A 13716-nucleotide genomic window follows, 5' to 3' on the forward strand; every position below is an offset into this window, starting at 1 on the left:
CCCTAACCAGAAAAGGACTGTTTCCGTCGCCACGGGACGGTAATGTGCGGTTATCGTAATGACCCAACCGCCACTTGTCAGCAGGAATCGCCTGCCACGCTGTAACAAATTCTGCTGTCGTGTTAATTTTGTGAGTAAATTTCATGAAAGGAGTTAACCAATGGACGCACTTGAACTGCTTGTTAACCGTCGTAGCGCTTCCCGCCTGGCCGAACCGGCACCCGTCGGCGAGCAGCTGGAAAACATTCTGCGTGCCGGAATGCGTGCGCCGGACCATGGCACATTGCAGCCGTGGCACTTCTTTGTGATTGAAGGCGAAGGGCGCGGCCGCTTCAGCCAGCTGCTGGAGCAGGGGGCTGTTGCCGCAGGCCAGGATGAGAAGGGGATTGATAAAGCCCGCAACGCGCCATTCCGTGCGCCGATGATCATCGCGGTAGTCGCAAAATGCCAGGCCGATCATAAAGTGCCGGTCTGGGAGCAGGAGATGTCTGCCGGTTGCGCGGTAATGGCAATGCAAATGGCCGCCGTCGCGCAGGGCTTCAATGGCATCTGGCGCACCGGACCGCTGACCGAAAGTTCGGTCGTGCGTGATGGCTTTGCCTGTGGCGAGCACGATAAAATTGTCGGCTTCCTCTATCTCGGCACCCCGCAGCTTAAAGCCTCCAGCACCATCAGCGTGCCGGACACCACGCCTTTCGTCAGCCGTTTTTAATTACCCGCGCTAAACTGTCTGGATTCTGAGCATCCGCCGCAGAATTCAGACAGTCATACTTACCTCTTTATGGAATGAGCGCTACCATAGCGCGATTGAGATGACAGGAGACGTCCATGAGCGAGCAAACCATTCGTTTAACGCAATACAGCCACGGAGCCGGTTGCGGTTGTAAAATTTCCCCGAAAGTGCTGGAGACCATCCTGCACAGTGAGCAGGCGAAGTTTGTCGACCCGAACCTGCTTGTCGGTAACGAAACGCGTGACGATGCAGCGGTTTATGACTTAGGTAACGGCACCAGCATTATCAGCACCACTGACTTTTTTATGCCGATTGTCGACAACCCATTCGACTTCGGACGCATTGCGGCCACCAACGCCATCAGCGATATCTTTGCGATGGGCGGTAAACCGATCATGGCGATCGCCATTCTGGGCTGGCCGATTAACAACCTCCCGCCTGAGATTGCCCGCGACGTGATCGAAGGCGGACGCTTTGCCTGCCAGCAGGCGGGTATTGCCCTGGCCGGTGGTCACTCTATCGATGCGCCGGAGCCGATCTTCGGCCTGGCCGTCACCGGCGTGGTGCCCACCGAACGCGTGAAGCGCAACAGCACGGCGCAACCGGGCTGCAAACTGTTCCTCACCAAGCCGCTGGGCATTGGCGTACTGACCACTGCCGAGAAGAAATCCCTGCTGAAGCCCGAGCATATCGGTCTGGCAACGGAAGTTATGTGTCAGATGAACCTCGCCGGTGCGGCATTCGCCAATATCGACGGCGTGAAGGCCATGACCGACGTGACCGGATTTGGTCTGCTGGGGCACCTCTCTGAAGTGTGTCAGGGCGCGGGCGTGCAGGCGCAGATCTGGTATCAGGATGTGCCGAAACTGCCGGGCGTGGAAGAGTACATTGCTCAGGGCGCGGTGCCGGGCGGGACGCAGCGCAACTTCGCCAGCTACGGCCATTTAATGGGCGAAATGCCGGAAGCATGGCGTAACCTGCTGTGCGATCCGCAAACCTCCGGCGGTCTGCTGCTGGCGGTGACGCCGGAAGCTGAAGCTGACGTTCAGGCGACGGCTGCCGAGTTTGGCATCACCCTGACGGCCATTGGCGAGCTGGTGACCGCCCGCGGTGGCCGCCCGATGATTGAGATCCGTTAATTCGATGCGGTTGTTTATTGCCGAAAAGCCGAGTCTGGCGCGAGCCATCGCCGACGTGCTGCCCAAGCCGCATCGCAAAGGTGATGGCTTTATCGAATGCGGTAACGGGCAGGTGGTCACCTGGTGTATCGGTCACCTGCTTGAACAGGCGCAGCCGGATGTCTACGACAGCCGCTACGCCCGCTGGAATCTCAACGATCTGCCGATTGTGCCGGAAAAGTGGCGTCTGCAACCGCGTCCTTCCGTCACCAAACAGCTCAACGTCATTAAGCGTTTCCTGCATGAGGCGACGGAAGTGGTCCACGCGGGTGACCCGGACAGGGAAGGGCAACTGCTGGTCGATGAAGTGCTGGACTACCTGGAGCTGGCGCCGGAAAAGCGTCAGCAGGTGCAGCGCTGCCTGATCAACGACCTTAACCCGCAGGCGGTGGAGCGCGCGATTTCGCGCCTGCGCGCCAACAGCGAATTTATTCCCCTGTGTGTGTCCGCGCTGGCACGTGCCCGCGCGGACTGGCTGTACGGGATCAACATGACCCGCGCCTACACCATCCTGGGACGCAATGCGGGCTATCAGGGCGTACTCTCTGTTGGGCGTGTTCAAACCCCGGTGCTGGGGCTGGTGGTGCGTCGCGACGAAGAGATCGAAAATTTCGTCGCCAAAGACTTCTTCGAAGTCAAAGCGCATATCGTCACGCCGAAAGACGAACGCTTTACCGCCGTCTGGCAGCCGAGCGATGCCTGTGAGTCATATCAGGACGAAGAGGGACGGCTGCTGCATCGTCCGCTGGCGGAGCACGTGGTTAACCGCATTACCGGCCAACCCGCGATAGTCACCAGCTATAACGACAAACGGGAATCAGAGCCCGCACCGCTGCCGTTCTCCCTTTCGGCGTTGCAGATCGAGGCCGCGAAAAAGTTTGGCCTGAGCGCGCAGAACGTGCTCGATATCTGCCAGAAGCTCTATGAAACCCACAAGCTGATCACCTATCCGCGTTCGGACAGCCGCTATCTGCCGGAGGAACACTTCGCCGGACGCCACTCGGTGATGAACGCCATTGGTGTCCATGCGCCGGATCTGTTGCCGCAACCGGCGGTAAACCCGGATACCCATAACCGCTGCTGGGACGATAAAAAAGTCGATGCCCACCACGCGATAATCCCGACGGCGCGCACCAGCAACGTCAACCTGACCGACAACGAAGCAAAAGTCTATAACCTGATCGCGCGTCAGTATCTGATGCAGTTCTGCCCGGACGCGGTTTTCCGCAAGTGCGTTATTGAGCTGGAAATTGCCAAAGGCAAATTTATCGCCAAAGCGCGTTTCCTCGCGGAAGCGGGCTGGCGCACGCTGCTCGGCAACAAAGAGCGTGACGAAGAGAACGACGGTACGCCGCTGCCGGTCGTGGCCAAAGGCGACGAGCTGCTGTGCGAGAAGGGGGAGGTGGTTGAACGACAGACCCAGCCGCCGCGCCACTTCACCGATGCGACGCTGCTTTCGGCCATGACCGGGATCGCCCGTTTTGTGCAGGATAAAGATCTGAAGAAGATCCTGCGCGCCACCGACGGTCTGGGTACGGAAGCAACCCGCGCGGGGATCATCGAGCTGCTCTTTAAGCGCGGTTTTCTTGAGAAAAAGGGGCGCTATATCCATTCGACCGAGCCGGGGCGCGCGCTGATTCATTCCCTGCCGGAGCTGGCCGCCAGGCCGGACATGACCGCGCACTGGGAATCGGTGCTGACGCAGATTAGCGAGAAGCAGTGCCGCTATCAGGACTTTATGCAGCCGCTGGTGGGGACGCTTTACCAGCTGATCGATCAGGCGCGCAGCACGCCGGTGAAGCGCTTCAGAGGGATGGTTGCACCAGGCGCGGGTGCGAAGAAACCGTTTAAAAAGAAGAAAAGCGCGGCCTGATACGCCCGGTTTTCACCCTCTCCCTATGGGAGAGGGCCGGGGTGAGGGCACCCGGCCGCACGATATAAACCTTAAATCACACCCTGCCCAATCATCGCATCCGCCACCTTCACGAACCCGGCGATATTCGCCCCGCGCACGTAGTTGGTTTGAGACGCCTCGCCGCCATACTCCACGCAGGCGTGGTGAATATCCAGCATGATGTGGTGCAGACGGGCATCCACTTTCTCAGCCTTCCAGCTCATTCTCGCGGCGTTTTGCGCCATTTCCAGACCGGATGTTGCCACGCCGCCAGCGTTCGCCGCCTTGCCTGGTGCAAACAGCACGCCCGCGTCCAGGAACAGGTCCGTGGCGTCGATGGTGGTTGGCATGTTCGCCCCTTCGGCCACCGCTTTCACGCCATTGCTAATCAGCGTCCGGGCGGCATCCACGTCCAGTTCGTTTTGCGTCGCGCACGGCAGGGCGATATCCACCGGCACGCCCCACGGCTGTTTACCTTCCAGATAGGTCAGGCCAAACTCACGGGCATAATCCGCTACCCGACCGTCACGGCTGGCTTTGATTTCACACAGACGCGCCAGTTTTTCTGCCGTAAAGCCCGCTTCATCCACTACGGTGCCGCTGGAGTCGGAGGCGGTAACCACGCGCGCGCCAAACGCCATCGCTTTCTCGATAGCGTACTGCGCCACGTTGCCGGAGCCGGAGACCGCCACGCGCATCCCCTCGAAGCTCAGCCCGTGACGCTTAAGCATCGCTTCAGTGAAATAGACCAGACCGTAACCCGTCGCTTCCGGGCGAATCAGGCTACCGCCAAACGACAGACCTTTGCCGGTAAAGACGCAGGCGCTGTTGTTGGAGAGCTTTTTCATCATCCCGGCCATAAAGCCCACTTCACGACCCCCCACGCCGATATCTCCGGCGGGAACGTCGGTGTCCGGCCCAAGGTGGCGATAGAGTTCAGTGACCAGCGCCTGGCAGAAGCGCATCACTTCGCCTTCGCTCTTGCCTTTCGGATCGAAATCACTCCCGCCTTTACCGCCGCCCATCGGCAGGGTAGTGAGCGCATTTTTAAAGGTCTGCTCGAAGCCGAGGAACTTCAGAATCGACAGGTTCACCGAAGGATGGAAGCGCATCCCGCCCTTAAACGGCCCAATGGCGGAGTTAAACTGCACGCGCCATGCGCGGTTGACCTGCACCTGATTGCGATCGTCCACCCACGCCACGCGGAACTGGATGACGCGCTCTGGCTCTACCAGACGTTCAAGCAGCGCCATCTGGCGGTAGCGCGGATTTTCCTCAAGGAAGGGCCACAGGGTGGTCATGACTTCACGAACGGCCTGGGCAAACTCGCTTTGGTGCGGGTCGCGCTGCTGAACATGGGCAAGAAAGCTTTCCAGAGAGCGTGTCTGATCCATAGATATAAGAACCTCTTATAATAATTTATGCGTGTGGCGGAGATGTTTTGTGTCGTTTTTTTGACTATACCACCCGCACCGCTTTGAGAGGCAAGCAGAAATTTATGCTGCAAGGGAAATTAATGACAGGGCGCGCGTCATAACTAAAAGCGATGACGAGATACATTAAAGATCCCGTCCGGATCGACCGTTATAGATATAAACGATGCAAAGGAAACAAAGTCTATGAACCGTTACGCAATGGCCGCGTTATGTTTGATGGTGTCCGCCGGGGCACAGGCTGATCGCATTCGCCCGGATGTCGAGGTTAACGTGCCGCCAGAGGTCTTTAGCGCTGGCGGCCAGCGTGCGCAGCCGTGTAATCAGTGCTGTATCTATCAGGATCAAAACTATTCCGAAGGCGCAGTGGTCAGGGCGGATGGCGTGCTGTTGCAGTGCCAGCGTGATGAACGCACCCTCAGTACAAACCCGCTGGTCTGGCGTCGCGTAAAAGAATAAACGCTTCCAGCAGCGGTATATCCGCCGGGGCTAAATCATACGTGAACGCGTCTTCTGGCGTACACCATACCAACGCCGAGTGATAATGCGCCTTCAGCTCACCGCTAAATTCAGGCACATGCCAGGCGTGGAGGTGAATCAGCCGCTGCGACACCTCCCGCTGGTGGCTTGCCACATACCGCGCGGGCACGGCCTCAATGCCGAGCTCTTCGCGCAGTTCGCGGATCAGCGCTTCCGGCTGGGTCTCACCGGCTTCAACCTTCCCGCCCGCAAATTCCCACATTCCTGGCTGATCGGCATGTTCGGGACGCTGCGCCAGCAAAATCTTGCCCTCATTTTCGAGGATGGCCGCAACCACATCGAGTGTTTTCAGCATGTTCGTCAATAATTAATAGCGAAAAACGACATATTATCGTGCCCTTCCAAAGAGTCCAGTCATCAGGAGAATCAGGTGAAAGAGATATCCGCCTGGGTTGCGCCCATGGAAACCCTTCCCGTCAGCCTTAGCCCCATCGCCGCCATGCAGAAAAAACACTTCGGCGCGGTGCTGAACCCCACTCGCTGGTGGGGGCGTATGCCGCGTCTTTTCTGGCTGGTGGCGCTGTTTGTCGGCTATCTGGAGCGGCGCAAGGCGCGTTTGACCCCGGTTCTCCGATCGCTACTAATGACGCGGGTCTCGCAGATCTGCCACTGCGCATTTTGTATTGATGCCAACAGCCTGCGTCTGGCCGAGCGGAGCGGGGCGCTGGATAAAGTGCAGGCCGTCAGCGACTGGCAAAATTCCACCCTGTTCAGCGAAGAGGAGCGCGCGGCGCTGGCCTATGCGGAAGCGGTCACCGCCACGCCGCCTAAGGTGGATGAAAATATCAAAAGCCTGCTGAAGCGCCACTTTACGGAAGAGACCATCACCGAAATGACGGCTCTGATTGCCTTTCAGAATCTTTCCGCCCGCTTTAACGCCGCGCTGGATATCCCGACTCAGGGGCTGTGCGCCACGTTTAAAGGTAAACCACATGCTGGATAAACATCTGCACCCCCGGCTGAAACCCGGGTTAAATCAGCTGGCCGCCGCGCTGGATAAACCGTTTATCACGCCTGATGGCTTAACGCTCGCCGGGTTTGCGATTGGCGTGCTGGCGTTACCTTTTCTGGCGCTGGGCTGGTATCCGGCGGCGCTGATCGCCATTGTGCTGAACCGGCTGCTGGATGGTCTGGACGGCGCGCTGGCGCGTCGCCGTGGCCTGACGGACGCGGGAGGATTTCTTGATATCGCCCTCGACTTCCTGTTTTACGCCCTGGTGCCGTTTGGTTTTGCGCTGGCCGCTCCGGCTGATAATGCGATCGCCGCCGCCTGGCTGCTTTTCGCGTTTATGGGGACGGGCAGCAGTTTTCTGGCCTTTGCCGCGCTGGCGGGGAAGCATGATATCGACAACCCCGGCTATGCGCACAAGTCGCTTTATTACATTGGAGGATTAACGGAAGGAACAGAGACCATCGCGCTGTTTGTGCTGTGCAGCCTGTTTCCGGCGCATTTCGCGCTCTTTGCATGGGTGTTTGGCGCGTTGTGCTGGCTGACCACCACAACGCGCATCTGGAGCGGTTATATCACGCTGAAGTCACTTCCCCGCTAGCGTGCGCTCTCCGGTCCGCGCTCCCCGGTGGAGACCGGGTTCTGCGGATGGCTGCTCCATTCGTACCAGCCGCCGTCGTAGACGGCAACGTTCTGCCAGCCCATGGCGCGGGCGTACATAAAGGCTTCAGACGCGCGCCAGCCGGTACCACAGTAAAACGCAACGTGCTGCTCCGGCAGGATATTCCACGTTTTCCACATGGCGGCAATATCATCGGCGCTGCGCATGGTGCCATCCGGATTGTGGAAATCTTCCATGTGGGTCGCGTCGCTGCCCGCATGGCCCCAACGCGCACCGGCAATTTCACCTTTTGGCTTGATATAGCTGTAGCCGCTGGTTTCACCGATAAACTCTGGCCAGGAACGAATGCTCACCAGCGACGCGTCCTGACGGTGCAGCATTCCCCGGGCCTGCTCCATATCCACCATCAGCTGCGGCTGGCCCGGGATCGGCGCGCCAAAATCAGGGGCTGGCTTCACGTTTGCAGGCGTTCCGCGCTCAACGGGCAGGCTGGCGTCGGACCACGCCTTCCAGCCGCCATCCAGAATCCGTACATCCCTCACGCCCGCGTAGAGCATGATCTGCGCCACGCGCGCGGCGGCATACACGTCGCGACCGTACAGAATGACGGTGGTATCGTGACGGATCCCGTGCTTCGCCAGCATCGCTTTCAGCTTTTCGTCAGAGACCTTATTCCACAGCGGTTCGCTTTCCACTTCATTGGTGTCGATATAGCCCGCGTCGGGAATGTGGCTCAGGAGATAAAGCTTCGGCGTACCCCAGCCAGCCTCGATCACCTTCCACTCTCCGGCTGGTGCGGCGGTAACGGGTTTGCCCTGCTGCAACTGGCGGATCCACTGCGGATAAACCAGCTGTTCGAAATGCGCCAGACGTTGCAGACGGTCGGATTGTTGCAGGGCATCGCTCAGGGTGGAGACGTGGGTAAAGCCCGCTTTCTCCAGCCGTGTTTTGACGGTCTGGTTGTCATTATCGTTGCCATAGAGCGCAACCGGCATGTCTGGCGTAAGCCGATGCTGTTTTGCCCAGCCGCTGAGCTGTTCATCGCTCATTGCCCCAAGCCAGCTGGCAGAGAGATTAAGTGCGGCGGGCTCGTGCCCGGACGTTCCGCTCAGGGTCTGCGGCCAGCCGTTATAGAACGCACTGATGCGCGTATCAATTACCGCGCCATTTTGCGTCTGAAGCTGAGCCAGCGTGAGGGAGTGGGGCATATCAGCCGCCGTGGAGGAGAGTGAGGCGAGGCCGCAGATCAGGGCCAGCGCGGTCAGTTGAGAAACACGTTTCATCGAAAAACCTGACGTCATTAAAAGAGGGGGGCATTGTCGTCTCTCCTGAAGCCAAAAACATTGCGTTAGCACATTATTGCCAGCGAGAAATCTCAATCACCTCGCCGCCGGGCGGAATATCGTCCTCATCATGCGTGACCAGCACCACCGGGATCCTGCGCTGGCGAGTGACCTCGAATACCCACGCCCGGAATGAGGCGCGCAGCGTTTTATCCAGTCGACTGAACGGCTCGTCGAGCAGCAATGCCTGCGGCTGGGCGAGAAGGGCGCGCAACAGGCTGACCCTGGCGCGCTCGCCGCCGGAAAGGGTCGCCGGATCGCTGGTGTAGTGGTTTGCCAGCCCGGCAGTCTCCAGGGCCTGCTCGACCGCGTTGCGGCGGGCGCGCCCGACGATGTGCGCCGGCAGCGCCAGCATCAGGTTTTGCCCCACGCTGAAGGCGTCAAACAACAGGGCATCCTGAAACAGAATGCCGATCCCGCGCGTTTCCACGGGGAGCATATCGCAGCGGCGATCGTTCAGCCATAGCTCGCCGTGCGCCTTAAAATCAGCGGATAACGCCCCCACCATCCAGGCGAAAAGGGTCGATTTCCCGCTCCCGGAGGGCCCCATCAGCGTGACAATCTCCCCCGCCGGGACGCGGAAGTTGACCTCACGGAAGAGCGGCGCAATGGTGAGATTTTTCACGGTCAGCATTAACGTAATCCTTGTCTGTGACGGCCCACGAGCCGGGAGAGCAGCGCGGCAAGTGCAAATACGCTGCTGGTCAACAACAACAGACCCAGCGCCCGGCTGGCGAGGATCGGAATGCTGCCGCCGCTGCTGAGGGCGACCGCCTCCGTCGTCACGGTGGTGAAACGTCCCGCCCCCAGCCAGAGGGTAGGCATGTACTGGGCCATGCTCACGGAAAAGCCGGTGGCAAAGGCCAGCAGGGCCGGACGAACCATCAATGGGCATTTCACTAGCCAGAAAATTTTCGCCCGCCGCCAGCCCAGCGTTCTGGCAGTGAGGATAAGCCGGGGATCGAGCCGGCGCCAGGCCGGTTGCAGCACCAGGAGCATCCACGGGAGGACCCAGAGCATATGGCTCCAGAGCACCGCAGCGTACTGGCCGTCGATGCCCAGCCACAGCGCTACGGCGTATTGCCCGGACACGAGGGGCAGCGCCGGGAGGGCGAGCGGCAGCCAGATCCACACCGCGCCGCGCTGGGATCCCCACTCAAGCCAGAGCATGAGGATGGCCAGCGCTGTCAGGCTGGACAGCAGTCCCAGTGAAAGGCTGTCGCTGACGGGGCCGATGTCGTCCCGGCGTGCCAGCATCAGCAGAACCAGCGCACAGAGCACGCCGCACAGCGGCAGTAACCCGCCCAGCACCCGTGCGGGCAGCGCACTATGCGAAGCGCGACGTACCCCGGAGGGGTCAGGCTGGGCGCGCCGCCATGCCGTCCAGAAGCCGTATCCCACCGCGGCAAGCGCCGCCAGCAGCAGGAGCAACACCAGACACAGCAGCGTTCCCTTGGTTTGCTGCTGCGCATCGCCCTGGGTGAGCCACTGCCAGGCCAGCACCGCCAGCGTAGGCGGGTTGCCCGGCCCGAGCACGATCGCCACATCCACCACGGAAAGCGACCAGGCGAGCACCGCCAGCATCACGGCGCCCAGCGCGGGGGCGATTGCCGGGAGGATGAGCCAGTTGAGCGCCTGCATTCGTCCGTAGCCGAAGGTATGCAGGACAATTTTCTGCTGTACGAGGCGCTTTTCAGGCAGCGCGGCGTAGATTGTCCACAGAACGAACGCACTCTCTTTGACCGCAAGCGTCAGGCCAAGCCCGATACCGTAGCGGTCAAGCTGCGGCGAACAGACTGTACAGATCCGGTAAAACTGCCCCCCTTCCGCAAACAGCAGCAGCGCGCTGGTGGCGAAGGCGACGTGCGGCACGGCTAACAGCCACGGCAAACGGGTGCTCAGGCGCTGCCAGCCTTCACCCGGCCAGAGAAGCGCAAGCAGGGTCAGGGCGATAAACAGTGAGCCCAGCGTCGCGATAAGCGCTGACACCAGCGTGGCGGCCAGCGCCTGCGGCAGCTGCGGGTCGGCAAACAGCGTCGCCCAGTTGCCGGGAGAAAACGCCGGGGCCAGCAGCATGCCGCTGGCGGGAAGCAGGGGCAGATAGATGACCGCCATTGCCGCCCAGACCAGCCCGCTTAGCGGGTTCCGTAGCGGCGAAGCCATTCCTGCTCCAGGGCGTTAACCCAGGCGGCGTGCGGTTCGGGAAGCACATCAGGCGTGCCTGAGGGGGTAAAGGCGCGAAGCTGTTTTGCCGCTTTCGCAGGCAGTTTTTCGCCATCCAGCACGCTCGGGTCACCCCAGACGGCAGGATTAGCTTTGCGGATCTGCGCCTGTGGTGACAGCAGGAAATTCGCCACCACTTTCGCACCTGCGCTCGCGCTGGCGTTTGCCGGGATGGCGACAAAATGGACGTTGCCGATCATGCCTTTGAGAAAGCCGAAACTGTAGCTGTCGGCAGGCAGTTCACCGCTCGCCACCTTTTGCATCGCATGGGCGGGGTTAAAGGTGAGCGACAGGTTCAGACTGCCGCTGGCCAGCAGCGTATCCATGCGCGCAGGCGACGGAGGAAAATCGTTTCCTTCGCGCCACAGCAGGGGGTGCAGCGTATCAAGGTAATCCCACAGCGGCGCGGTGACCTGCGCAAAGGTACTGTCTGGCGCGTTTTTTAACGCCTCCGGATGGGCGGTCAGCGCCAGCAGTAGCTGCTCAAGAAACGCCGTGCCGGTAAAATCCGGCGGTCGCGGATAGCTCACCTTGCCAGGGTGCTGTCGGGCGTATACCAGCAGCGCGTGGGGATCTGCCGGTGGTGTCGGCGTACTCGCTTTACGGGCGATAAAGGTTAATTGCGCGCCGCCCCACGGGGATTCTGCCCCATCGGTCGGGATGGCAAAATCTTCCGTTACCGGTTTACGGGTATCGACGTAGCGCCAGTTGGGCAGGGTTTGCGCCCAGCCGGTGAGCAGCAGGTTTGCCGCTTTCAGGTTGCGGAAGTTTTCCCCGTTTACCCAGAGCAGATCCACCGACCCGTTACTGCTACGTCCTGCGGCATGTTCCGTCTGGATCCGCTTCACCGCGTCGGCGGCATCGGCCAGATGAACGATCTTCAGGTTGATGGCGTAGTGCGTTTTCATCTCGCCGCTTACCCAGTCGAGGTAGCGGTTAACGGCCTCGTCACCGCCCCAGGCGTTAAACCAGACGGTCTGCCCGGTGGCCTGTTGCTGAATGGATTGCCAGCTCTCTGCGGCGAAGGCAGAGGTTGCCAGCAGCAGACTCGTCAGAAACGCGCAAAAACGCACCCGGCGCATAATGCCTCACTTTTTAATCGAAGGGATGTAACGGGAAAACAGCCAGCGAGTGACCAGCGGTAATAACCCTAATAGTGTAAAGGCGAACAGCAGTCCCGGCGACAGAATATCGCGCAGCGAGGTGAGTTTCCCCAGCTCGCGTCCGGCGTTCAGATAAATGACGGTGGCAGGTAGCATTGCAAGCTGGCTGACCCACCAGTAGTGACACACCCTGAGACGGGTTAGCCCCATCAGCAAATTGACCAGAAAGAACGGGAACAACGGCATCAGGCGCAGGGCAAAAAGGTAGCGCGCGCCGTCGCGATCCATTCCCGCATCTATCGTGCTCATCTGTGCGGCAAAGCGCCGTTGCACCCAGTCTCGAAGCAGATAACGGCTGACGAGCATGGCAAGCGTGGCGCCGAGCGTCGAGGCAAATGACACCAACAGCGTCGCCTCCCACAGGCTGAAAAGCGCCCCGCCGAGCAGCGTCAGAAGCGCGGCTCCGGGGATCGATAGCGCGGAGAGCAGAACGTAAACCGCAAAATAGAACAGCGCGCTCTGAAGGGGCGCTTGCTCCACACGAGCGAGCAACGTTTGCTGGTGTATTTTTAGCGTGTCGAGGGAGAGCATGCCCGGTGGAAGCAAAACAACAATTAAAACAAATGCGCCCAGAAGGGCGCACAGGAGACTGATTTTTTTAATATTCACTGAAGTTTACAGCTTGAACGTTGCCCATACCGGCGCATGGTCGGACGGCTTTTCCATGCTGCGGATGTCATAGTCGATACCGGTTTCGATGCAGCGTTCGGCCAGGGGGGCGCTCGCCAGCAGCAGATCAATACGCAGGCCCCGGTTGTCATCGAAGCCTTTAGAGCGGTAGTCAAACCACGAGAAACGGTCCTGCGTTTCCGGGTTAGCCGTGCGGAAAGTATCCACCAGCCCCCAACCCAGCAGGCGCTCCATCCACTCGCGCTCCTCCGGCAGGAAAGAGCATTTGCCGGTGCGCAGCCAGCGCTTACGGTTCTCTTCGCCAATACCGATATCCAGATCCGTCGGGCTGATATTCATGTCGCCCATGATAAGCACCGGGTTTTCTTTTTTGAGTTCGGTTGTCAGGTAGTTTTGCAGATCCTGATAAAACTTCGCTTTGGCCGGGAATTTGGTTTCATGATCGCGGCTTTCACCCTGCGGGAAATAGCCGTTGATGACGGTCACATTGCCGAGTGCGGAAGGAATTTCCGCCATGATGATGCGGCGCTGCGCCTCTTCACCGTCACCCGGGAAGCCACGGCGCACCGACACCGGCGTATCTTTGGTCAGCAGCGCAACGCCGTAGTGGCCTTTCTGACCGTGGTAAAAAACGTTATAGCCCAGCTTCGCTACCTCTTCGAGCGGGAACATATCGTCGTGAACTTTTGTCTCCTGCAAGCCGATCACATCTGGCTGATGTTGCTCAACAATCGCTTCAAGCTGGTGAGGGCGGGCACGCAGGCCGTTGATATTAAAAGAGACAAATTTCATAGTCGCTGCCAATGCAAGGTGAATAGTGCAAGGATGGTAGCAGAATTTACGTCGTCTGTTATCCGCTTCGCCCAATTACTGCGACAGATAATGCCAACGGTGCAATATTTGCACCATTTCGGCGCGTTTTGCCCTCGAACAGGGCGTAAACGACCGATAAATTTCGCGAGCGATCACAATTCCAGAATTATATTTGGCCTCTGCATACTCTTTCTT

At 59.6% G+C, this 13716-nt stretch carries 14 protein-coding genes; 6 read left to right on the top strand and 8 right to left on the bottom strand.

The features are described 5' to 3' along the window. The first annotated feature begins 160 nt into the window (after window positions 1–160). The 3 genes from DD597_RS03155 to DD597_RS03165 all read left to right on the top strand — a co-directional run bounded on the left by DD597_RS03155 (window position 161) and on the right by DD597_RS03165 (window position 3784). Entirely contained in the window at window positions 161–712 is a 552-nt protein-coding gene (locus tag DD597_RS03155) for an NAD(P)H nitroreductase (RefSeq protein ID WP_003857859.1), read from the top strand. 116 nt (window positions 713–828) lie between these two features. Then, a complete protein-coding gene (gene selD / locus DD597_RS03160; RefSeq protein ID WP_045350495.1) occupies window positions 829–1872 on the top strand; it encodes a selenide, water dikinase SelD in 1044 nt (347 codons plus the stop codon). Between the two features lie 4 nt (window positions 1873–1876). Then, window positions 1877–3784, top strand: coding sequence for a DNA topoisomerase III (locus tag DD597_RS03165; protein ID WP_023324481.1), 1908 nt, complete (start codon window positions 1877–1879; stop codon window positions 3782–3784). A 71-nt stretch (window positions 3785–3855) separates the two neighbouring features. On the opposite strand, the gene gdhA is transcribed toward DD597_RS03165, so the two are convergent. Next, complete coding sequence (gene gdhA, locus DD597_RS03170; protein WP_045895317.1) at window positions 3856–5199, bottom strand: NADP-specific glutamate dehydrogenase; 1344 nt, start codon at window positions 5197–5199, stop codon at window positions 3856–3858. Between the two features lie 225 nt (window positions 5200–5424). On the opposite strand from gdhA, the gene DD597_RS03175 reads away from it, so the two are divergent. Then, window positions 5425–5697, top strand: a complete 273-nt coding sequence (locus DD597_RS03175) for a YnjH family protein (protein WP_003857857.1) — start codon at window positions 5425–5427, stop codon at window positions 5695–5697. Here DD597_RS03175 and DD597_RS03180 read toward each other — a convergent pair. Then, window positions 5657–6073 (bottom strand): pyrimidine (deoxy)nucleoside triphosphate diphosphatase, encoded by a 417-nt coding sequence (locus DD597_RS03180; RefSeq protein ID WP_023315911.1) that lies wholly within the window; start codon window positions 6071–6073, stop codon window positions 5657–5659. The genes DD597_RS03175 and DD597_RS03180 overlap by 41 nt on opposite strands. A 75-nt stretch (window positions 6074–6148) precedes the next feature. Between DD597_RS03180 and DD597_RS03185 the strand changes: the two genes are divergently transcribed. Together DD597_RS03185 and DD597_RS03190 are read left to right on the top strand one after the other, a co-directional pair. Further along, window positions 6149–6721: a carboxymuconolactone decarboxylase family protein gene (locus DD597_RS03185; RefSeq protein WP_047653640.1), complete on the top strand. Its 573-nt coding sequence runs from the start codon at window positions 6149–6151 to the stop codon at window positions 6719–6721. After that, window positions 6711–7328 carry a CDP-alcohol phosphatidyltransferase family protein gene (locus tag DD597_RS03190; RefSeq protein WP_022650879.1) on the top strand — a complete coding sequence of 206 codons (618 nt, stop codon included), beginning with the start codon at window positions 6711–6713 and terminating at the stop codon, window positions 7326–7328. The genes DD597_RS03185 and DD597_RS03190 overlap by 11 nt, the downstream gene beginning before the upstream one ends. Here DD597_RS03190 and DD597_RS03195 read toward each other — a convergent pair. The 6 genes from DD597_RS03195 to xthA form a co-directional block, all read right to left on the bottom strand. Further along, window positions 7325–8632, bottom strand: a complete 1308-nt coding sequence (locus DD597_RS03195; RefSeq protein WP_023324484.1) for a sulfurtransferase — start codon at window positions 8630–8632, stop codon at window positions 7325–7327. The genes DD597_RS03190 and DD597_RS03195 overlap by 4 nt on opposite strands. Before the next feature lie 73 nt (window positions 8633–8705). Continuing rightward, on the bottom strand, window positions 8706–9326 hold the full coding sequence (locus DD597_RS03200) for an ATP-binding cassette domain-containing protein (RefSeq protein ID WP_047653638.1): 621 nt from the start codon (window positions 9324–9326) through the stop codon (window positions 8706–8708). Beyond that, window positions 9326–10855, bottom strand: a complete 1530-nt coding sequence (locus tag DD597_RS03205; RefSeq protein ID WP_047653636.1) for an ABC transporter permease subunit — start codon at window positions 10853–10855, stop codon at window positions 9326–9328. Before DD597_RS03205 ends, DD597_RS03200 begins: the two co-directional genes overlap by 1 nt. Further along, window positions 10828–11997 (bottom strand): ABC transporter substrate-binding protein, encoded by a 1170-nt coding sequence (locus DD597_RS03210; protein WP_072134609.1) that lies wholly within the window; start codon window positions 11995–11997, stop codon window positions 10828–10830. Before DD597_RS03210 ends, DD597_RS03205 begins: the two co-directional genes overlap by 28 nt. A gap of 6 nt (window positions 11998–12003) precedes the next feature. Next, complete coding sequence (locus DD597_RS03215) at window positions 12004–12687, bottom strand: TVP38/TMEM64 family protein (protein WP_032628204.1); 684 nt, start codon at window positions 12685–12687, stop codon at window positions 12004–12006. A gap of 6 nt (window positions 12688–12693) precedes the next feature. Further along, window positions 12694–13500 carry an exodeoxyribonuclease III gene (gene xthA, locus DD597_RS03220; protein WP_022650885.1) on the bottom strand — a complete coding sequence of 269 codons (807 nt, stop codon included), beginning with the start codon at window positions 13498–13500 and terminating at the stop codon, window positions 12694–12696. Window positions 13501–13716 lie beyond the last annotated feature (216 nt).

The sequence above is a fragment of the Enterobacter cloacae complex sp. 677-3DZ2D5B genome (genome assembly GCF_004136695.1).
Taxonomy (GTDB): domain Bacteria; phylum Pseudomonadota; class Gammaproteobacteria; order Enterobacterales; family Enterobacteriaceae; genus Enterobacter; species Enterobacter hormaechei_C.